15 protein-coding genes are annotated in these 22,001 nt (G+C 57.4%); 12 read left to right on the top strand and 3 right to left on the bottom strand.

From position 1 onward, the window contains the following. Window positions 1-61 precede the first annotated feature (61 nt). The 9 genes from hsdR (at window position 62) to AN401_RS14395 (ending at window position 15,441) form a co-directional block, all read left to right on the top strand. On the top strand, window positions 62-3,565 hold the full coding sequence (hsdR, locus tag AN401_RS14435; RefSeq protein ID WP_096779740.1) for a type I restriction-modification system endonuclease: 3,504 nt from the start codon (window positions 62-64) through the stop codon (window positions 3,563-3,565). Between the two features lie 33 nt (window positions 3,566-3,598). Then, window positions 3,599-5,200 carry an N-6 DNA methylase gene (locus AN401_RS14430; RefSeq protein WP_096779739.1) on the top strand — a complete coding sequence of 534 codons (1,602 nt, stop codon included), beginning with the start codon at window positions 3,599-3,601 and terminating at the stop codon, window positions 5,198-5,200. Next, window positions 5,197-6,642 (top strand): restriction endonuclease subunit S, encoded by a 1,446-nt coding sequence (locus tag AN401_RS14425; protein ID WP_096779738.1) that lies wholly within the window; start codon window positions 5,197-5,199, stop codon window positions 6,640-6,642. The genes AN401_RS14430 and AN401_RS14425 overlap by 4 nt, the downstream gene beginning before the upstream one ends. Further along, window positions 6,639-7,535: a GIY-YIG nuclease family protein gene (locus AN401_RS14420; RefSeq protein WP_096779737.1), complete on the top strand. Its 897-nt coding sequence runs from the start codon at window positions 6,639-6,641 to the stop codon at window positions 7,533-7,535. Before AN401_RS14425 ends, AN401_RS14420 begins: the two co-directional genes overlap by 4 nt. Window positions 7,536-7,617: 82 nt before the next feature. Then, complete coding sequence (locus AN401_RS14415) at window positions 7,618-7,869, top strand: hypothetical protein (RefSeq protein WP_096779736.1); 252 nt, start codon at window positions 7,618-7,620, stop codon at window positions 7,867-7,869. A gap of 22 nt (window positions 7,870-7,891) precedes the next feature. After that, window positions 7,892-9,268 carry a hypothetical protein gene (locus AN401_RS14410; protein ID WP_096779735.1) on the top strand — a complete coding sequence of 459 codons (1,377 nt, stop codon included), beginning with the start codon at window positions 7,892-7,894 and terminating at the stop codon, window positions 9,266-9,268. Beyond that, window positions 9,265-11,187, top strand: a complete 1,923-nt coding sequence (locus AN401_RS14405; RefSeq protein ID WP_157772286.1) for a phospholipase D-like domain-containing protein — start codon at window positions 9,265-9,267, stop codon at window positions 11,185-11,187. The genes AN401_RS14410 and AN401_RS14405 overlap by 4 nt, the downstream gene beginning before the upstream one ends. Further along, window positions 11,177-14,824 carry a DEAD/DEAH box helicase gene (locus tag AN401_RS14400; RefSeq protein ID WP_096779733.1) on the top strand — a complete coding sequence of 1,216 codons (3,648 nt, stop codon included), beginning with the start codon at window positions 11,177-11,179 and terminating at the stop codon, window positions 14,822-14,824. Before AN401_RS14405 ends, AN401_RS14400 begins: the two co-directional genes overlap by 11 nt. A gap of 122 nt (window positions 14,825-14,946) precedes the next feature. Then, on the top strand, window positions 14,947-15,441 hold the full coding sequence (locus AN401_RS14395) for a YqiA/YcfP family alpha/beta fold hydrolase (protein WP_157772284.1): 495 nt from the start codon (window positions 14,947-14,949) through the stop codon (window positions 15,439-15,441). On the opposite strand, the gene AN401_RS14390 is transcribed toward AN401_RS14395, so the two are convergent. Further along, window positions 15,438-15,710: a hypothetical protein gene (locus AN401_RS14390; RefSeq protein ID WP_094039676.1), complete on the bottom strand. Its 273-nt coding sequence runs from the start codon at window positions 15,708-15,710 to the stop codon at window positions 15,438-15,440. The genes AN401_RS14395 and AN401_RS14390 overlap by 4 nt on opposite strands. A 748-nt stretch (window positions 15,711-16,458) precedes the next feature. Here AN401_RS14390 and AN401_RS14385 point away from each other — a divergent pair. The 3 genes from AN401_RS14385 to AN401_RS14375 all read left to right on the top strand — a co-directional run bounded on the left by AN401_RS14385 (window position 16,459) and on the right by AN401_RS14375 (window position 20,777). Beyond that, window positions 16,459-18,096, top strand: coding sequence for a BCCT family transporter (locus tag AN401_RS14385; RefSeq protein ID WP_096779732.1), 1,638 nt, complete (start codon window positions 16,459-16,461; stop codon window positions 18,094-18,096). Between the two features lie 70 nt (window positions 18,097-18,166). Beyond that, complete coding sequence (locus tag AN401_RS14380) at window positions 18,167-20,038, top strand: DUF294 nucleotidyltransferase-like domain-containing protein (RefSeq protein WP_094039677.1); 1,872 nt, start codon at window positions 18,167-18,169, stop codon at window positions 20,036-20,038. Window positions 20,039-20,042: 4 nt separating this feature from the next. Beyond that, window positions 20,043-20,777, top strand: a complete 735-nt coding sequence (locus AN401_RS14375) for a 3'-5' exonuclease (RefSeq protein WP_096779731.1) — start codon at window positions 20,043-20,045, stop codon at window positions 20,775-20,777. Here the strand turns inward: AN401_RS14375 and AN401_RS14370 are convergent. Next, window positions 20,774-21,310, bottom strand: coding sequence for a DUF3750 domain-containing protein (locus tag AN401_RS14370; RefSeq protein ID WP_096779730.1), 537 nt, complete (start codon window positions 21,308-21,310; stop codon window positions 20,774-20,776). The two genes, AN401_RS14375 and AN401_RS14370, sit on opposite strands and share 4 nt — an antisense overlap. Before the next feature lie 61 nt (window positions 21,311-21,371). After that, window positions 21,372-21,992 carry a DUF2726 domain-containing protein gene (locus tag AN401_RS14365; protein ID WP_094039680.1) on the bottom strand — a complete coding sequence of 207 codons (621 nt, stop codon included), beginning with the start codon at window positions 21,990-21,992 and terminating at the stop codon, window positions 21,372-21,374. Window positions 21,993-22,001: the final 9 nt, after the last annotated feature.

Genomic DNA, 22,001 nt, shown 5'->3' with positions numbered 1-22,001 from the left:
ATGGAGCCAATCGAATTATTCTATAAATAATCATAAAAAATGCACGCTTGGCGGAAGGCACATGGAACACAACTCCAACTTCGATTTTCTCAGCGAACACGATCCGCTGTTTTTGCAGCTGGCCCGGGCCGCCGAGCAGGCTTTTGCCGGTGATCCCAACACTACGCTTATCAAGCTGCGTCAGCTGGGCGAGGCGCTGGCTCAGCACATGGCCGCCCGCATCGGTCTGGAGCTGGAGGAGCGCAACACCCAGGCCGACTTGCTGTACCGGCTCAGCCGGGAGCTGGGGCTGGACCCGTCCGTGCGGCAGATGTTTCATGTGCTGCGCGTTGAAGGCAACCGCGCCACTCATGAGTTTCATACCCGCCATAAAGAGGCGATGGACGCCCTCAAGCTGGCCCGGGAGCTGGCGGTTTGGTTTCATCGTGCCTTTGGTGCCGAAGGCGATGGGTTCAGGCCCGGTGCCTTTATGCCACCCGCCGACCCCAGTGCCGAGCTGCGCCAGCTCAAGGCCCAGATTGCCCAGCTGAATGCTCAGCTGGAAGGCGCCAGCGAGCAGCTGGAAAATCAGCAGCAGGAAGCGGAAAAGCAGCAACAACTGGCCGAGCTGATGGCCAGGGAAAGCTCCGAATACGCCGAGCTGGCCAGCCTGATGGACCAAGAGGCCAGAGCCATGGCCGAGTTGGCCCGGCAACACGAGCAGGAGCTGGCGCGCCAGCAGGCCGCCTTTGAGGCCCGGCTCAAGGCCGAGCTGCAACAGCAGGCCGAGCAAAGCAAGGCCGTGGCGGAGGTATCCCGCCGCACCCAACAGGCAAGCAAGCAGCTGAACCTGAGCGAGGAGGAAACCCGCGTACTTATCGACATGCAATTGCTGGAGGCCGGCTGGGAAGCCGACACCGAGCAATTGACCTGGGCCAACGGCACCCGCCCGGAAAAAGGCAAGAATCTTGCCATTGCCGAATGGCCCACCCAGGGCAAGGCACCGGCAGACTATGTGCTGTTTGCAGGGTTAACTCCCATCGCGGTGGTGGAGGCCAAGCGCAAGAACCTGGATGTGGCCGGCAAAATCCATCAGGCCGAGCGTTATTCCCGCGGCCTGCAAATGGAGCAGAGCTGGCAAGCCCCCTGGGCGCTGGCGGGCTTGCCTCAGCCCTGGCAGGACGGCAATGGCCATAGCTTTCAGGTGCCCTTTGTCTATTCCTGTAATGGCCGCCCCTTTGTAAAGCAGCTGGCCGAGAAGTCCGGCACCTGGTTTCGCGATGCGCGCGCCGCCGCCAACCTGGCCCGGCCCCTGCAACAGTTTCACAGCCCACAAGGCCTGCTCGACTTGCTTACCCGCAGCCAGAGCGAGGCCGAGGCTCAGCTTGCGCAGGAGCCCTATGGTTACCTCAAGCTGCGGGACTACCAGCAAAAGGCCATTGAATCGGTAGAGCAGGCCCTGGCCCGGGGGCAGCGTCATTGCTTGCTGGCCATGGCCACCGGCACCGGCAAAACCCGCACCATCATTGGTTTGATGTACCGCTTTTTGAAGGCCGAGCGTTTCAAGCGCATTCTGTTTCTGGTGGATCGCACCGCCCTGGGCGAGCAGGCGCAAAACGCCTTTGACGACATGCCCCTGGAGCAGAACTTTACCTTAAGCAAAATCTATAACGTGGCCGAGCTGGGCGACATGGCCGCCGAAACCGAAACCCGCATTCAGGTCGCCACCGTGCAGGCCATGGTGAAGCGGGTGTTTCAGTCCGACAATCCGCCGGCCATTGATGACTATGACTGCATCATCATCGACGAAGCCCACCGCGGCTACACCCTGGATCAGGAAATGAGCGAGGGCGAGCTGGCCACCCGGGATGCCAGCCAGTATCTGTCCAGCTACCGGCGGGTGCTCGACTACTTTGATGCGGTCCGCATTGGCCTCACCGCCACCCCGGCCAAGCACACCTCGGAAATTTTCGGTCGCCCGGTATACACCTATTCCTACCGGGAAGCGGTGGCCGACGACTGGCTGATCGACCACGAGCCGCCCATTCGCTATGAAACCCTGCTCAGCCAGGAAGGCATTCACCTTGCCAAGGGCGAGCAGGTGGAGGTGATCAACACCCATACCGGCGAGGTGGAGCTGGCCGAGCTGGAAGACGAGCAGCACTTTGAGGTGGAAGCCTTTAACCGCCGGGTGATTGCAGAAGACTTTAACCGGGTGATCTGCCAGCAGCTGGCCCAGGAGCTGGACCCGTTGGGCGATGAAAAAACCATGATCTTCTGCGCCACCGATCTGCACGCCGACATGGTCAAGCGGCTGCTAGATGAGGCCTTCAAGGAGCAGTATGAAGAGGCCTACAACGAGGCGGCGGTACGCAAGATCACCGGCCAGAGCGACAAGGTTGGCACCCTTATCCGCCAATACAAGAACGAGCGTTACCCCAACATTGCCATTACCGTGGACCTGCTCACCACCGGCATTGATGTGCCGCCCATCTGTCATCTGGTGTTTCTGCGCCGGGTGAAAAGCCGCATTCTGTTCGAGCAGATGCTGGGCCGGGCCACCCGCCGCTGCGACGACATCGGCAAGACGGTGTTCAAAATCTACGATCCGGTAGACATCTACGCCACCCTGCAGGAGGTGAACTCCATGCAGCCCTTGGTGAAGGATCCCAATATCAGCCTGGATCAGTTGGTGAGTGAGCTGACCGACGACCACCTGATGGAGCAGGCCCAAAGTGCCCCCGGCACCTTGGCCGGCCAGTCCCATGCCGACGACCTGCTCAACGCCCTGTGCCAGAAGGTGATGCGCATTACCCGCAAGGCCGCCAGCAAGGCCGAAACCCGGCCCGAGCTCAAGCAAAAACTCACCGAGCTGGGCGACCAATGGGGCACCGAAGCTGATAAACTCCACCAGCATTTGCATGAGCTGGGCCCGGCCGGTGCCGCCGGCTTTATGCGCCGTCACGGTAACCTGCTTAGCGCCCTGGCCGAGGTAAAAGATCTGTTGGGCTCCGAGCGTAACCCGGTGATTTACGCCGGCTCGGACGAGTTCCGGGCCCGCACTCAGAGCTATGGTGTGCACGAAAAACCCGCCGACTACCTGGACAGCTTTGACGACTTTATTCGCCAGCAGCTTAACCAGTCGGTGGCCCTGGGCGTGGTGGTGAACCGGCCCAAGGATCTGACCCGGGAGCAGCTCAAGGAAGTGCGGCTGCTGCTGGATGCCCATGGCTACAGCGAGGCCAGCCTCAACAGCGCCTGGAGCAACCAAAGCAACCAGGACATTGCCGCCAGCATTATCGGCCATATTCGCCGGGCGGCCATGCGCGAAGAGCTGGTGCCCTTTGCCGAGCGGGTCAGCCGGGCCATGGCGCATATTTACAACCGCCACGACTGGACCCCCAGGCAGCGCAAGTGGCTGGACCGGCTGGCCAAGCAGCTGACCCACGAGGTGGTGATTGACGAGCAGTTTATCAATCAGGCCTTTGCCCGGGACGGCGGCGCCAGGGTGCTCGACAAGCAGCTCGATAACCAGCTAAAAACCGTGCTTACTGAGCTGGCTGAGCAGCTGTGGCAAGTGGCCTGAGCGCCTTAACGAACAATTTGAACAGAGAACCCGATGACCAATAACGAAATCGTCCAGAAGTTGTGGAACCTGTGTGATGTGCTGCGCGATGACGGCATCAACTACAGCGACTATGTCACCGAGCTGGTGCTGCTGCTGTTTATCAAGATGGAGCATGAAAACACCGAGGCCGGCCTGCTCGGCAAGCACGCCCTGCCCGAAGGGTGCCGCTGGCCCGATCTCACCGGTCGCAGTGGTCTGCCGCTGCTGAACGACTACAAACAGATATTGCTGGATCTCTCCAAGAGCCGGGACAGCCTGATTGCCGCCATTTATGCCGATGCCCAAACCCGGCTGCGCGAGCCCCGCCACCTGGAGCAGATGATCACCGCCCTGGACGCCATCGACTGGTTCAGCGCCCGGGCCGATGGCCTGGGGGATCTCTATGAAGGCCTGCTGGAAAAGAACGCCGGCGAAACCAAGTCCGGTGCCGGCCAGTATTTTACCCCCCGCGCCCTTATCGACAGCATGGTGCGTTGCATCAAGCCCCAGCCCGGCGAGGTGATTCAGGACCCGGCCGCCGGCACCGCCGGCTTTTTGATTGCCGCCGACCGCTACATCAAGGATCAGACCGACGACCTCTACGATCTGGACCATCAGGCCCAGGAGTTTCAGCGCAACCGCGCCTTTGTGGGCGTGGAGCTGGTGCCCGGCACCCGCCGGCTGGCGCTGATGAACTGCCTGCTGCACGGCATGGAAGGGGACGACGAAGGCGTGGTGCACCTGGGCAACAGCCTGGGCCAGGTGGGGATGAACCTGCCCAAGGCCGACATCATTCTGGCCAACCCGCCGTTCGGCACCGCCAAGGGCGGCGAGGCCAGCATCAGCCGGGACGACCTCACTTATCCCACCAGCAACAAGCAGCTGGCCTTTTTGCAGCACATTTATCGCGGGCTCAAGCCCGGTGGCCGCGCCGCCGTGGTGCTGCCCGACAACGTATTGTTCGAGGCCGGTGCCGGCACCGACATTCGCCGGGACCTGATGGACAAGTGCAACCTGCACACCATACTGCGCCTGCCCACCGGCATCTTTTACGCTCAGGGCGTAAAAACCAACGTGCTGTTCTTTACCAAGGGCAGCGCCACCGATCCCCGCCAGCAGGAAGCCTGCACTCAGCAGGTGTGGGTGTACGATCTGCGCACCAATATGCCGAGCTTTGGCAAACGCAGCCCCTTTACCGCCAAACATCTGCAACCCTTTGAAACCGTCTATGGCGACCAGCCCAACGGCACCAGCCCCCGCACCGAAGGCGAATGGAGCTTTGGCAGCGAGCAAATCGAAGTGGCCGAGACCGCAGAAAACCAGGGCGTAGCCCAGGATCTGACCACCAGCCGCTGGCGCTGCTTCAGCCGCGACTGGATACGCGACACCAAGGGCGACTCCCTGGATATCAGCTGGCTGAAGGACAACGACAGCGTGGACGCCGCCAGCCTGCCCGAGCCGGATGTGCTGGCCGCCGAGGCCATGAGCGAACTCACCGAAGCCCTGCGCGAGCTGGATCAACTGATGCAGGCGCTGGGCGCAGGGGATGAGGCGGATAGCCAGAAACAGCTGTTAGCTGAGGTATTGGGGTTGAATGAAGAGGTGAAGCAATGAGTCTGGACGCTTTGCCACAAGGATGGACAGAATCAACATTAGCAAAAGTCATATCAACCAATGGCGTCATATCGGATGGTGACTGGATAGAGTCAAAGGATCAAGATCCTGATGGCTCCGTCCGACTAATACAACTTGCTGATATAGGTGATGGTGATTTTAAAAATAAATCACAGCGATTCATGACACCTGAAAAAGCTGAGCTACTCAACTGTACCTATCTAAAAAAAGGTGATGTTCTAGTTGCTCGCATGCCTGATCCTCTTGGCAGAGCCTGTATTTTTCCTGGAGTAGGTCAGGACGCTGTCACTGTCGTGGATGTCTGTTTGTTAAGGGCCACAAACGATTCAGCGGTCGGAAATGATTTTTTGAAGTATTGGATTAACTCTCCACAGTTTCGAGCGGAAATAGAGCAGAATTCTTCTGGTACAACGAGAAAGAGAATTACACGGAAAAAACTAGAACAGATAAAGTTTCCGCTTCCCCCCCTCGCTGAACAGCGGGAAATCGCCAACCGCCTGGATACCCTGCTGGCGCAGGTGGACACCCTCAAGGGGCGCCTCGACGGCCTGCCGGCCATCCTGAAACGCTTCCGCCAATCCGTGCTGGCCGCCGCCGTCAGCGGCAAACTGACGGAAGAGTGGCGGGGCACGTTATCTACGGCTTTCCATCAGTCTCCTGTGACGATTGGCAGTGAAACTGATGAAGCACCAAGGGGTTGGGGTTGGAAAAAACTGGTCGAGCTCGCCACCCTCGAGTCAGGGCATACACCTCGTAAATCAGTTTCAGAGTATTGGGATGATGGAGATGTTTACTGGATAAGTTTGCAGGATATTAGAGCGGCTCATGGCACTGTTATTCAGGACACAAAATATAAGCCCACTATGCTTGGTATTGAAAACTCCAGTGCTCGTCTACTACCAGCAGGTACAGTTTGCTTTTCACGGGATATATCTGTCGGTTATACCACGATAATGGGGCATCAAATGTCTACAACTCAACACTTCGCAAATTGGATTTGTGGTGAAGAGTTGGTCAACAAGTATTTGATGTACGCACTAATGGCTGCAAAAGATCATCTAACTATTTCGGGGCAGGGCTCTACAGTTAAAACTATCTACATGCCTGCGCTCAAGCAGTTCCAGATACTGCTGCCACCAAAAACTGAACAAACCGAAATTGTCCGCCGGGTTGAGCAGCTCTTTGCCTTTGCCGATCAAATCGAGCAGCGGGTAAAGGCAGCGCAAAGCCGGGTCAACCATCTCACTCAGTCCATACTGGCCAGGGCCTTTCGCGGCGAGCTTACCGCCGACTGGCGTGAGCAAAATCCAGAGCTTATCAGCGGCGAGCACTCGGCCTCAGCCCTGCTGGCCCGCATTAAGGCCGAACGTGCGGCCCAAACGCCAGCCAAGCGCACCCGCAAGCAAAAGGCCAGCGCATGAGCATAGGGCGCACCATTCGCATTTATCTGGATGACGGCTCCATCACCGGCATTCGCCATGCCGAAATCGTTAACTGGACCGGCCAGGCTATTTCCGCGCCTCGCACCCAGCTTAAGGCCCTGGCCGGCTGGCCCGAATCCAACAAGCCGGGCGTGTATTTTCTGTTTGGCATCGACGACGACTCCGGCAGTCAGGCGGTCTACATCGGCGAGGCCGAGAACGTGCTGGAGCGCCTGGGCCAGCACCTCACCGGCAAGGACTTCTGGAACGAGGTGGTGTTCTTCACCAGCAAGGACGAAAACCTGACCAAGTCTCATGTGAAATACCTGGAGTCGCGGCTGGTGGAACAGGCCCGAGCCGCCAATCGCTACGTGCTGCTGAACGGTAACAGCCCTCAGTTGCCGTCTTTGCCCCGTGGCGATCGTGATTCCATGGAGGAATTCATCGGCAACCTGCGCACCCTGCTGGGTGTGATTGGCCACAAGGCACTGGAGCCGGTGGCCCGCCATGAAAAGGTGAAGCAAGAGCAGGTGGTGATTCCCAACCCGGCCGAAGAAACCACCGTACAAGCCTTTACCCTGAACCATAAAAAGCTCAAGGCCAACGCCATTGTCAATAACGAAGGCATAGTGGTGCTGCAAGGCTCTGAAGTATCTTCAGAGACGGTCAACTCACTGCCTGAGGGTTATAAAAAGCTGCGCCAGCAACTACAGGACAACGGCACCATTGCTAACATCAGTGGCCGGCTCATCTTCACCAGAGATCATCTGTTTACCAGCCCGACTCAGGCCGCCGCCATTATTGTGGGCTATTCCATCAATGGACGAACCTGCTGGTTTGATAAGCAGGACCGCAGTATTAAAGATCTCGAAGAGCAAACGGCCCCTGACTAGCACTCAACAAGCCGGCAGTAAAGATTTGGACGTTTCAGACAGACGCAAAATTTGGCGTCTGTCATTTTATCAAGGAGTAACCATGGCTATTGAGTGTAAGCACTGCCATACCGCGGTTGTTTTTGTTACCGAAAGCACATTGAACGATATAAAAAAGCTGCTGCAGCCAAACATCAAGACATTGTCAACACAGGCCACAGCGCCTTCCAGCAGCCTGCACGCCATTTGCCCCCGGTGCGATGCCTATGCCCTTGGACTGGATTTGAACACTGCCTTTCCCATCATTCTGCAAAACGGGCAGCAGACCACCATTCACGAGCTGGACCTTTGGTAAACCCCAGAGAAAGGGATATTGAATGTATCTGGATAAGTTTCTCACAGAATATGACGACAGCCTGAGCAGCGAGCTGAACATTGATCCGTTGGGGGTGCTGGTGATCTGGTCTGCATTTGGCCAGGCCATTTTCAAAGGTCGTGTTAACTCCATCTCAAATGATGTGCGCAATTACACCCTTAATTTGTTTCATCACTATGTGCTCAAGAGCCTGGTGGAAGACGATGCTGTATTACTGGGCTCGGCACTGCACAAGCGTTATTCCAGCAAGGCAGATCTCAACTTTCGCTATGCCTGCCTGATCCACCTGGAAAACCTGTTTGTGTATTCCATGCTCGCCCATGAATCGAGTGCTGGCGCAGACACGGTGGGAGTATTGGGCATATCCAAAGCCCGGCGCAGATGGAATGAGAGTCATCATAACCCTCTGATCTCGTTTGGCCACGAAGGCGACTGCCAGGTGCTGGTGCGGCAAACCATGCTGGGGGTGAGCGGCCGTTATAAAACACCCATGATTGAAATGAAATTTTTCGACCGGGAATATCGCTACGATCTGCCGGGGGGCGAGCCTCAGTGGAGCAGGGTGGAGGAACTGGTGGCTAAAACCCCATCACTGCAAAGCCTGTATACCCAGCTGCGCACCTATCTACAGCAGTTGATTGCTCAGTCGTCTGCCCGTGAGCTGAAGTTTAACGTTGAAGCGGTAAGCCGGTCTTTGCAGTTGGCGTATGTGGAAGCTTTTTCCACGCCCGCATTTGTGGGCTCCTATTCCCGGGAGTTCTGGCTTGCCGTTACTGAGCTGGACAGAGGCGCTGCCGGTGCTCTGTATCGTGTATTGCAGAAGAGCCTGAACAATCCCCGGGCTGAGAAACTCAGCCCCCCCGAGTTATTTGCCAAAGCCTCTGAAGACCCGTCGCTAGATGCTGCCGAGAAAGACAGAATAGCGCATATATGCCTGCTTGAACCTTTGCTTACCGAGCTGGATTTGATGTTTACCCTGATGCTCACGGATAAACGCCAGCCCCTGGAGCAGGCAGCGGAAGCATGGAGTCAACTGGGCCGCAACAAGCAAACCTTGCCCCGGCTGGCGGCCGAGATAGAAAACCAGCCATCCATGTTCAGTGTGTTGTCCGATACCGGCAGAAAGAGGCTCAGGCAATTGCTGGACGTGAGTAAAGAGCCCAGCATCGAGTGCCAGATGCGGGCGTTGCATGATTATCACTGCCGGGTAATGGAGCGTCGCGGGCAGTTACCCTGGCTGCGCCTTGGAGACAACACTTTGCATCTGGATGTGGCAGCAAGAAGACAGCCAACCCGGGAGCAGCGCGGCTGGGCCAACAACTATTACGTACCTCAGTTTAAAAACCTGCTGCTTGGATTGTGGGGGGTGACCGCATGAAACTGATGGCAGAGTTTAAAAAGCAGCTGGAGCAACTGAGTAAGATCAAGCGGGTGTGGTTGACCACCTTTAATCTGGATATCAGTTTTGTGGAAACCCATGTTCTGCCAGCGGTTTTGGGGGGTGATCCACCGCGTAACCGCATGGATTACGAAACCCTGCAACTGGCCCTACAGGATAATGGCATTGATTTCCGGGTATTTTGCGATAAGCGCATGCTGGGTGCAGAGCAGCACAAACGCACGGCCATACATGTGCAGCCGGTGGCCGTACGCTCGCTGAAAGCGTTTGCTGGCATGAGCCCAAAAAACAGCCTGTTTCATCCCAAGGTGATCTATCTGGAAGACGTGAACGGCAAGATGATTCTCGGTGCCGGCAGCGCCAACCTGACCATCAGTGGCTGGGGGCGCAATCAGGAGGCGATGGATTTTCGCGAAGTTAATAGCCAGAAACGTTACGAGCAGATAGAAGCCTTTTTCACTTCGATCGACCCCTCGCTTCAGTTCCAGAAACGTACTCTTCCGCAAAACGATAACAGCTGGAATTTTGTACACAGCTTTGGTGAGCGCAACCTGCTAGGTTCCCTGCGTGATAGTGGTGCTCCCAACAGGCTGACAGTTTGGTCCCCCTATTTGTCATCGGATCTGCCGGCGTTTATCTCTGCCCTGCGGGATCACCTCGAGGCCCCACATCTGACGGTTAACCTGGTGACAGACCGGATTGATGGGCGCTACATCCGCACAGGCTGGAGTGAAGCCATGGAGACCATGCTGAAGAGTGGACAACTTAAGTTCTTTGAGAACCCTTCACCAAAGCATGACTGCACGGAAATGACCCACGCAAAAATCTGGATGGCCGAGGGGCAGAAAGGCAGTGTGATTGCCATCGGCTCCTGGAACTTCACCACCCCCGGCTGTGCCAGCCTGGCTGTTGCAACGGAAGATGACGGCAGGTGGAACAACGTGGAGGCAGGCATCGTTCACCCTTGCGACAGCAGGCCGAAGATAACAGGGGCGGCTTACATGCCCGATGCTCAAGACTTTGCATCAGCCCAAATGCTGGAAGAGGAGGGCATTGATCCACCGGAATTACCTCCCTTTGATCTGACGGTTACCTATGACTGGCAACAGGGTTGTTATCAGGTAGACGGTAAATGGCACGAGGGTGCTGTGGATGATGGCTATTGGCTTAAGCTGCCTGGTGTGGATGCGCCTGTGGCGCTGAAGTGGAAACCCAGAAAAAAGTCACTGGAACCTGTTAAAGACATAATCCCTGAGAGTGACGCCTTGCTTACCGATCATTTTTATCGGATTGAGTATCAGGGGGAGGTGCGCTTTCAGGGACTGATCATTGAAAAGCGGGCAGAATTTCGACGGGCTCAGAGTTATGGATCCTTGCAGGAGTTGCTTAATAGTTATGTAAGCGAAGCAGACCCCAAGACCAATGACAGTGTGGGCTTACGTCATTGTCTGCGGAATATGGATGAGGCGGATCAAGGCTGGTTAGCGTCAGAGCTGGACGTGCAGGAGGTTTCTATCAGCTATTTTCGCCTGTTCTATGCCATGCAGGAATACCGCAAACGGCTGGAGAGCCTGAAAGAGCAGAACTCGGCTGCAGAGTTGCATAAATGGCTGTTTGTTTATCCCGGATGTTTGCAAGAGCTGGCAGAGAAGGTGCGTGAACACCTGAAAACATCCGATGCCACAGGCTTTAACTGGTTTCTGGCAAATGAAGTTAACGCACTGGGAGAGTTTGCCCGAAAAATCTACCAACGCCAGCAGTGTAGTGACAGCACCAGTAAAATAGAGCGCCATAAGTGGAAGCGTCTGGCTGTAGTGGTGCCTGAACTCCCCATGGGGGATGGACGTCGAGAAGCCTATATTGCGCTGATTGGTAAGGAGAACGGCTATGTCCTGTAAAACTTGGGGGCTGCTCTCTGCCAGTCAGGTGGGTGAATGGATCAATTTTGATCGAAATAATGCCAGTTGGCATTACCACCACACTGACAATTCCATGGCCGCCAAGCAGGCCGAAGGGGTTGCAGGCCTGTGGAATAATCTGGCGACCAAGGAGCTCGCTCTGCTGGCAGATGAGGTGGGCATGGGCAAAACGTTTCAGGCGCTGGGGGTGATGGCGCTGTTGTGGAAGATGAAACCCGATGCCCGGGTATTGGTTATGGCGCCGAACCGGGACATCTGTCGCCACTGGATGCGCGAGTACAACACATTTCTGAGAGAGCACTATCGTGATCGGGATCATCTGGTCAGGAATATGGTTGATGGCGGCCCCATTCACCACCCCCGTCTTTGTGCAAATCTGTTCGAGCTGGTGGAACAGTTATCACTGCATACCTGCCGGTTTTTCCTCACGACCATTCACTCCCTGAGTGGTCTGGTTCCTGACAAAGAAAAGGAAGAGGGAGATAAGCGTAAGAAAGCCAGAAGTGCAGCGGAACAGTTGTACCAGAAGGTTAAATCACTAATAGGCGACGATGGCTTCGATTTGCTGATCATTGATGAGGCCCACTATTTTCGCAACAAGCACGGTGGATCCCAGCGGGTGGCTGCGGCCGAGGCTTTTTTTGGAGAAAATGACAACAAACTGGCCCAAAGAACTCTATTGATGACGGCCACACCAAGCCATTCTTCCCCTGCTGATTTGAGTAATATTCTCGGTTACTTTGCCAATTTGGATGATTCATGCTCTGAAACAGACGCCTTGATGCGGGAGTTTGGCATCAGGCGCTTGCGTCATATGCAGGGGAGGGAACAGGCCCATAATAAATACAACTACAGGTCAGAAAACGCTGTCGCCTCAAGCTTTGCTGGCAATCTGGATGCAGAGCTGTTTTTTGCCCTTTACCAGAAAAAAATGGTGGAGTCACAGGGAGAAACAGGCGGCAACAGGCGTTTTTTATATGGCTATCTGGAAGGGTTTGAGTCTGTGGGGAATACCGCTACCAGCATTCCGCCAGAAGATGATGCAAATGATGAAGGTGTTCGGGACAGCAACGCCACGGATTTTGGCAGCCGGGTGGCCGACTCTCAGCTGTTGAGCAGGCTGACGGAGCAATTTCATGGTATCTATAACCGTTTTCCGGATCATCCAAAGTACGGTACCCTGGTGACAGACTGTGTTCCCAAAGATATTTTCTGTACGTCGGGAGCCTTACATGATGACAAACACCTTGTGTTTGTCAGGCGTATTCCGTCAGTGCGTGAAATTACCCAGCGCATCAATGCTGAATATGATGAACAACTGGCGAGCAAGTTGATAAAGGCATGGAGCGCAGAGGCTACAATTGCAACGCTGGATGAATGGCGAAAACTGGGGTGGTCCAGGGTATTTTTTAATCGCTTTGTCGAACAGCAGCAAAGTGTTCGACCGACGGGTGAATTGGGCTCGTTGGAAGAAACGGACGATGAAGATAACGCTTCAGAGGAGAGCGAACTCAAGCTTTCTTCCAAAATTTTTGATCTTTTTACCGTTAAAAAAAGTGGTGAAAAGCGGACGGACTGTACCAATGTAAGCCTTCGTTTTCGACGTCCTGAGAGTCTGTTTTCATTGTTTCTCGAACCGGCCAGTGATTATATTCAGGGAAAATATGATGCCTATGGGCGGAAAGTAATAAACGGGCGAGAAAGGGATCTATACGGTGATGTTGCCCGCGATATGCGTCTTGACTGTCACGAACTGTTCTCCCGGAAAAGTCAAAAAGAATATCGTGGTGATCTTGAACGACGCAGATATGACCTGCCCGTAACCACAGCCTGGGGTGAAATGTACGGTTTGTTACCAGAGACGTGCAAGGACCAGTTGAAGGACTGGAAAGAGCGCAATCCGGCTATTTTGGAAAATCTCGGGAATTATCTGAAAAGCGGCTTTATGTTTGCAAGCCCGGTGGTCATTGAACTGTATTGCTGGTTTACGGTGTTCAGCCGGGTTGATCAAGCAAAGGATATACAGAAAAAATATCACGCTTTTATTGAGTGGGTCCGGCCCCGGCTGCCCGAATCTCTGATGTATCGTTATTTCATTAACGCTATTGAGACCTTTGAGGCCATGTGTGAAAAAATCACGGATCACAGGTTGACGGATTGGGAACGACCCTGGCGGGAACTGACCAGCCTTCATAACCCAGCCTGGTTCGCCAGTGGCGAGACCAGTAACCGGCAGCGACTTATTTTAGGGTTTAACAGTCCCTTTTTTCCCAACGTACTGGTGGCGACGTCGGTATTCCAGGAAGGGGTTAACCTGCACTTGCAGTGTCATAAGGTTCATCATTACGGTATTGCCTGGACACCGGGTGATAACGAGCAGCGTGTTGGTCGGGTTGACCGCTTGTTCGGCAAGGTCAACCAAATGTTGAGAGATAGTGACCGGGCTACATTACATATTAACTACCCTTATCTTGATAAATCCTTTGACCAAGAACAGCTGGCTTCATTTATCAGGCTCAAACATGGTGTTGAGGCGAAACTGGATGCCTGCGATTTTCATCAGTTTAGCAGTGAAATCGATTTGAAAAATGCTATGGCGGGTTGGCAGGAGTTTTTACGAAAGCCTGATTACTCTACCAAGGTGAAGGATCCCTATCCGGCAAAGTCGAATAATGACCATGCGAGCTTCTTATACACGCCCTGTAACCATATTAAAACGACAGAGGTCGAGAGTCTGATCGGGAGACGATTACAGCATCTGGCTGAAACTCAGTCGGCTACATTGCACAAAATTAATGCCAATAACCATCATCCTAACGCTTTGTTCCTGATTGAGTCACAGCTTGTTAATAAAACCTTGCTACAGCATCAGCCTGTCATTCTGGAACGTCACTTTTCCTCTGAGTTTTCGGCGCTGGTATCGGGCACTGTGTATTACCTTTCTTTTAAATCACCTCTCGCTTCCAGGGATACGTTGAAAAAAATAGATGGAGCAGGCCCAAAGGAACTGACAGCACTGGCGAACAGGATCCTTAAGCACTATCCGCTGGTTAAGCTGGTAATGGATTTTGAACATGCCAATAGTCATTTCTATCTGCATACTCGTGTTGATCTTCCGTTATTTGTGCTTGGGGAGGATGCACATATGCTGTCAGATTACGAAATGGAAATGGCATATAAGCAGGTAATAAAAGCAACGGATGCTATAGAGTTTGGGCTTTTCAATGGTAGCCAGGATCTTAAGAAAGATGATCTGACTATCAATCAGCACTCTGAAGGAACAGATGTGGCTGCGGTGGAATTTGATGCAGTTACTTCAGCTGTTGTTGGTGAGAAATGGCATAAGGTTGATGGTGAAGCAGGAGAAATCGCACTGTTGTCTGCTTGCATTGACCTGAACGGACTAAGCAAGTTGGCAGATAATTATGGCATGCACGCTAAAAACACGCCTGAGATGCAGGCACTACAGCTTAATCATTTCCTGCCAATGATCAATTGCACCCGTAGCGAAGAGACGACCAAGCTTGAGTTGGGCTATCCTGCGGGTGATCTTCAGGAAAAGGAGCGGGAACTATTAGAGCGGTGGTTTGAAACTATCGTTAGTATCGCGCTGTAGTGATGCTGTTCACCTGTGCTGCACTGTGATTTTTGCCATGACCTTTGTTTGAAAATAGGACGACGCTTGGTGTCGCTGGGATGTACCATGCTGTGTCTACAGGCTTTGATCAGGAGGTTAACATGATCTTGTTTTTTCATGGTTTGGATTCCGACAACCAGACCACCAAATTTACCGCCATCAGTCATCCTCACAAATATTGTGAAACGGTAGATTACCGTTGCAGCGACAGGGAAGACATAAGCCGGCATTATGACGAGCTGATTACCCGGTACAGCCCCGTTTTGTTGGTAGGACACAGCCTGGGGGGCTACTGGGCACTGGTAAAGTCGCAGCAGCATGGCTTACCCTGTGTGTTGGTTAATCCTCAGCTCTATCCTTCTTTTCGTGCTGATTATTCGGAACTGGAGATTGCCGGCTGTGATGACGGCGTGTTGCGCTTTGCCTATCTTGAGCTGGGCGATGAGGTACTGGACATTCAGCGAATTCGCCGAGCTCTGGACGGAGGTGTGGCAGAGCTGTACTGCGCGGATGGCGGGCATCATAGAGTAGCGGATTTGGCGCGGATGGATTCGGTAGTGCGTGCGGCCCTGGAGCGAATCCAACAGCAAGGTTAGCCTGGATCGGTGCTGGCCAGGCTTAATGGCGACAGCGCCCGCATTACCTGCTCGATTTTTTCTGGTGTAGCCAGGTCTTCGCCAAACCCAATTAACAGCGGTTGACGCACGGCGTTTTCCAGGGTATCGCCTTTGTTCAGGGCTGTTAGAATATCTTCAGCCAAGTTGTCATACTCGTCTAAGCAGTCGTTTTCCTTGCAGCAGGTGTTCATGGGATCGGCTTCAAATAGCAGATGGGAAATCTGCTCTGGGCTCGGTGTTTTGGTCATGATGGCTCCTTGTCTTTTCGCCCGATACTACCGTTTAGCGCGGATTATTGCCGCCCTGCCTAGTGCCCTTTATACCAGGCCGTGGCTGTGTTCGAATCTACCGCTATCCAGTCACAGGGCAGGGTTGCCCGTCAAGCTAGACGCCATGACCGAGCTTGTCCTGAGACCCTGCCGGTATTACCCCCAGCCACGGGGGAATTTTTTCAATGAGGTGAATGGGCACGATAAAGTTCAGCATTTCCAGTGAGATGGCCATGACTTGTCTCCTGAATGCAGCAAGGCGTGTGGCTGGACGATAGGGCATGCGGGCGACATTCAGCGTCGCTTGTTAAGCCTTTCAGGGTCGTTACTCTGTGGAGCAACAACAAGATAACGGAGCAGGGAATGACACTGACTCACGAGATCCTGAAGGAGCGTCAACTCAGAAAACGAGACACCTATCCGGAAGGATTGGCCCTTCGGGTGCACTTGCCATCACCAGAATGTCGGTAACGGGATGACTACAGATAGCAGCAGGATTCTGATAAGTAGGCTTTTGTACTAGAAAACCACAACTTTTTGGCGCGGCCAAGTTCAGGAAGGGCAACTGTATGTCTGTGTGCGGTGCCTGGTCGCATTGTCGGCTTCTATGTGCACTCGCTGCTGGCAAGGTCCACAATTGTCCCCCTGGCCTGTAATTGAGTTACAAAGTTGTGCTACCCTTTATTACCTCGGAGGATAACCCGCTGATCAATGAGGGAAATTATTTATGGCTGATCAAGATAACCACGATGTTATCGCCCCGGAGGGAAAGGTTAATCCCATCGATACCGATTACCAGGTGGGGCAGGATAATATCGCACTGAAGATAGGCCCCTTCGGCCTCGACATCCACAACCGGGTGTTTATGATTTCGGGCCTGGCCATCGTCGCCTTCGTGTTTCTGACGCTGGCGTTTCAAAACCAGGTGGGTCCCCTGTTCGGGGATTTGCGCGGCTGGCTCACATCGAACCTGGACTGGTTCTTCCTGGCGTCCGGCAATATCTTCGTGCTGGTGTGCGTGTTTCTTATTTTCTCCCCCTTGGGGCGGGTGCGCATCGGCGGCACCGAGGCCAGGCCCGACTTCAGTTACCTGGGCTGGTTTTCCATGCTGTTTGCCGCCGGCATGGGCATCGGGCTGATGTTCTACGGGGTATCCGAGCCCCTGTCCCACTTCGGCAGCGCCCTGGGCGGCGTCAGCGTCGAAAACGGGGTGCGTACCGACTGGGCGCCGCTGGGGGCCGCCGCCGGTGATGCGGAGGCCGCCAGGCGGCTCGGCATGTCGGCCACCATCTACCACTGGGCGCTGCATCCCTGGGCCATCTATGCGGTGCTGGCGCTGGGGCTGGCCATCTTCTCCTTCAACAAGGGGCTGCCGCTGACGATGCGCTCGGTGTTTTATCCGCTGCTGGGCGAGCGGGTCTGGGGCTGGCCCGGCCATGTCATCGACATTCTGGCGGTGGTGGCCACCCTGTTCGGCCTGGCCACTTCCCTGGGGCTGGGGGCCTCCCAGGCCAGTGCCGGCCTGAACTACCTGTTCGGCCTGCCGACCGGCACCACCACCGAGGTGGTGCTGGTGATCGGGATCACAGCCATCGCCACCCTCTCGGTGCTGGCCGGGCTGGACGCCGGGGTCAAGCGGCTGTCCGAGATCAACATGGTGCTGGCGGCGGCGCTGCTGCTGTTTGTGATCGTCGTCGGGCCCACCCTGGCCATCGTCACCGGTTTCTTCGCCAACCTGGCGGCCTATCTGGAGAACCTGCCGGCGCTGTCCAATCCCATCGGGCGGGACGACGCCAACTTCTCCCAGGGCTGGACCGCCTTCTACTGGGCCTGGTGGATTTCCTGGTCGCCCTTCGTCGGCATGTTCATCGCCCGGGTATCCCGGGGCCGCACCGTGCGGGAGTTCATCATCTCGGTGCTGCTGGTGCCCTCCGCCGCCTGTGTGCTGTGGATGACCGCCTTCGGCGGCACCGCCATCAGCCAGCTGGTCAACGACGGCTACCAGGCGGTGGCCGAGGCGGCCCTGCCGTTGCAGCTGTTCATCATGCTGGATGCCTTGCCCCTGTCCGCGATCACCTCCTTTATCGGCATCATTCTGGTGGTGGTGTTCTTTATCACCTCGTCCGACTCCGGCTCCCTGGTGATCGACACCATCTCCGCCGGCGGCAAGGTCAACTCGCCCAAGCCCCAGCGGGTATTCTGGTGTACCTTCGAGGGACTGGTGGCGATCGCCCTGATCCTAGGCGGTGGCCTCATCGCCCTGCAGGCGATGGCGGTGTCCACCGGTTTTCCCTTTACCATAGTGCTGCTGATCTCCTGTGTGGCCCTGATCAAGGGGCTGCTATCGGAGCCCAGGGCGGTCTGAGCCGGGCCCAGGGAGGCAGGCGGGGTGACCTGCCTGCCTCTTTGTTTTTTCAGCGAGAAGGAGCCGGGTGATGGAAGTCGAACAACTGGAAATACTGGGGTTCATCCGCCGTTTCGCGCCCTTCGAGGGCTTGCCGGAGGAGACGCTGGCGCGGGTGGCCGGCCAGGTGGAAATCGCCTATTACCGGGCCGGCAGCCCGATCCTGAACTACGGCGACGAGGTGCACGATCTCTACCTGGTGCGCAGCGGCGCGGTGGAGATCTACCGGCGCAGCGGGGAGCTTTACAACCGCCTGAGCGAAGGCAGCCTGTTCGGCCAGATGGGGCTGCTGATGAACAACAGGGTGCGGCTGCCGGCCAGGGCACTGGAGGACACCCTGCTGTATTGCCTGCCCGAGGCCCTGTTCCACGCGCTGTGCGCCGAGTTCGAGTCCTTCGCCGACTTTGTCGAGGTGGACAGCAGCCGGCTGCGCCAGGCGGTGTCCCGCCAGGAGGGGGCCAACGAACTGATGACCTCGTCGGTACGGGAGCTTATCACCCGGGAGCCGGTGACCATCTCCCTGTCGGCCACGGTGCAGGAAGCGGCACAGAGGATGACCGAGGAAGGGGTGTCCTCCATCCTGGTGCTGGATCCCGCCCCCCGGGACGACGGCGCCCTGGTGGCCGGCATTCTTACCGACCGGGATCTGCGTACCCGGGTGCTGGCGGCGGGGCTGGCGCTGCAGACGCCGGTGGCACAGGTGATGTCGGCGGATCCGGTGGCGCTGGAAAGCGGCCAGTTCGTGTTCGAGGCCATGCTGGCCATGCTGCGCCACAACCTGCACCACCTGCCGGTGCTGCACCGGGGGCGGCCCATCGGGGTGATCGCCCTGTCCGATCTGATGCGCCACGAGTCCCGCAACAGCTTGTTCGTGGTGCGCCACATCTTCCGGGCCCAGTCGCTCGAAGAGCTGATCGGGGTCGCCGGGGAGGTGAAGGCCTGTTTCGTGCGCATGGTCAACGAGGACGCCAACTCCCGGATGATCGGTTCGGCCATGGCGGTGATCGGCCGCAGCTTCAAGCAGCGCCTGCTGGAGCTGGCCGAGGCCGAGCTGGGGCCGCCGCCGGTGCCCTACTGCTTCCTGGCGCTGGGCTCCATGGCCCGGGACGAGCAGCTGATCGTGACCGATCAGGACAACGCCCTCATCCTCGACAATCGCTACGATGCCCGGGCGCACGGCGACTATTTCGCCGCCCTGGCCGAGCGGGTGTGCGATGGCCTGGCGGCCTGCGGCTACAGCTATTGCAAGGGCGGCATCATGGCCACCAATCCGCGCTGGCGGCTGACCCGGCGGCAGTGGGAGCAGTGCTTCACCGACTGGATCGACAACCCCAGCCCCCAGTCGCTGCTGGACAGCTCCATCTTCTTCGATCTGGACGGGGTCTTCGGCAAGACCGAGTGGGCCGATCAGCTCAACGCCCTGATCGCCCGCCGGGCCCGGCAGCGTCCCCGCTTTCTCGCCAGCCTGGCCCGCAACGCCCTGAACCGCACCCCGCCGCTCGGTTTCTTCAAGGAATTCGTGATGGAGCAGGACGGCAAGCACAACAACTCCATCAACCTCAAGCGGCGGGGCACGGCGCCGCTGGCGGATCTGATCCGGGTGCATGCCCTGGCGGTGGGTTCCCGGGCCCAGAATTCCTTCGAACGGCTGAAGGACGTGATCGAGGCCGGCATCCTGCCCAAGGGACGGGGGCCGGATCTGCGGGATGCCATGGAGTTCATCGCCATGGTGCGCATCCGCCACCAGGCCCTGGATCTGGTGGCCGGGCGGGAGCCCGACAACAACATAGAGCCGGAACACCTGTCGGACTTCGAGCGCCGCAACCTGAAGGATGCCTTCCAGATCCTGAGCCATGCCCAGAAGTTCCTGAAGTTCCGCTACCAGCCCAACCGGGCGGGGTAGGGCCATGTTCTACCTGCGGCCCCAGCGTCCACCCGCACCGGCGCCCACCCCGGAATGGCCCGAGCTGTTCGGCCAGCTGGCCCGCTCGGCCCGGGACTACCGGCTGCAGCGTTACTACCGGGCGGGGGCGGTAGAGGGAGACAGGCCCCTGGGCGAGGTGCCCTTCGTGGCCCTGGATGTCGAAACCACCGGCCTGGATCTCCGCAGGGACGCCATCGTCAGCATCGGCCTGGTGCCCTTCGATCTGAGGCGTATCCGGGTGCGGGAGTCGGCCCACTGGATCCTCAACCCCCACAAGCCGCTGGCCGAGGAGTCGGTGGTGATCCACGGCATTACCCACTCGGCGGTGCAGGAGGCGCCGGATCTGCTGCTGGTGCTGGATGAGTTGCTCTGTGCCCTGGCCGGGAAGGTGGTGGTGGTGCATCACAGGGCCATCGAGCGGGGCTTTCTGGATCGGGCGCTGCGGGCCCGGCTGAACGAGGGTATTCGCTTTCCGGTAGTGGACACCATGGATCTGGAGGCGCGGCTGCACCGGCGCAAACCGCTCGGGCTCTGGGCCCGGCTGCGGGGTCAAAGGCCGGTGTCCATCCGCCTGGCCGACAGCCGCGGCCGTTATCACCTGCCCCATTACCATCCCCACCACGCCCTGACCGACGCCCTGGCCACCGCCGAGCTGCTGCAGGCGCAGATCCTGCACCACTACGGCGCCGACACGCCGCTGCGGGCCGTCTGGCGTTAGTCCGGCGTCCACCGGGCCCAGCCGCTGCCGATGGCGCGCAGCGGCAGCTTCAGGCCCAGCTCGGGCACCTGGCGGGCGATCCAGGCCGGAAAGGTGTTGCTGTTGGGGCCGGGGAACAGCCGGTACTGATCTTTCCAGGGGTAGGCCTGCGCCGCCCTGTCGATCCGGGCGATCAGCTCGTCCACCCCGGGGCCACGCCGGTCGAGCAGTATGGTCGGCTCGGCGCCGAACCAATGGCGGTCGGGGTGATCCCGGGCCACCCGCAGTGCCGGCAGGCCGCGGCGTACCCGCCAGCCGATGACTTCATAAACGGTATACTGCTCGGCCCTGCTGGGCTTGACCGCGATCCAGGTGTGCACCGCAAACCAGCCGCGCCAACCCCAGGCGTCGGCGCCGTACACCTGGATCACCGCTTCGGGGGTGCTGGCCGGATCCGGGGCTATGCCGGCCGGGGCCCGGCTGGCGGACTGCCAGCCGTCACTGGAACAGCCGGACAGCAGCAGGGAGAGGACGAACAGGCCCGGTCTTATCATGATGTCGGCTCCTTCTGGTGGGGAGGTCATGGAGAAGACCCCGCTGCCCGCCCGTCTTATTTCACAGCCGGAAACGGGGCTCGTCGTTGTCTTCCGGCAAATCCTGGTCGGACAGGCGGATCACCGGCTCCACCCGGCCCCGCCCCAGGATGGGCAGATCGAGCGGCCGGTGGCTGACCGCGGCCAGAATTTCCTCGCGCAGCTCTTCCGCACCCGGCCAGTCCTTGGGCGAGAGGTGGATCAGGGGCAGGCCGGCGTCGCTGATGTTCTGCAACAGCCGATGGCGCTGGCGGCCGTCGGTCTTGCTCAGGCTGTCGTCCACCAGCATGACGGCGCCCCGCACCTTGAGATCCTTGGGCGAACAGAGCACGAAGTCCAGCTTTTCGCCGAACAGCTCGTGCCAGGCCTGCTCCCGGTGGGCTTTCTTGAGGTCGGGGTTGAGTTCCAGCACCTCGCTCATGCTCACGCAGGGAAAGACCCTGAGCTCCCGGCCCAGGGCGCTATCCAGCAGCCGCAGGGCGGCGGCGGACTCGGCGCTGAACAGCAGCTTCTGCCGGTAGGGGTTTTTGGGGCTGCCCCGCCACAGCCGGCGCAGCAGGCTGAATGCGATCAGCAATACCAGCAGCGCCACCAGGGCGAACATCAACCAGTCGAGCAGGGATACGGGAAGCAGATCAATCATGGGATCCTG

The organism is Zobellella denitrificans (assembly GCF_002407485.1).
GTDB classification, from domain to species: domain Bacteria; phylum Pseudomonadota; class Gammaproteobacteria; order Enterobacterales; family Aeromonadaceae; genus Oceanimonas; species Oceanimonas denitrificans.
The sequence above is the reverse complement of the archived record's forward strand: the minus strand, read 5'-3'. Positions and strand labels throughout refer to the sequence as shown.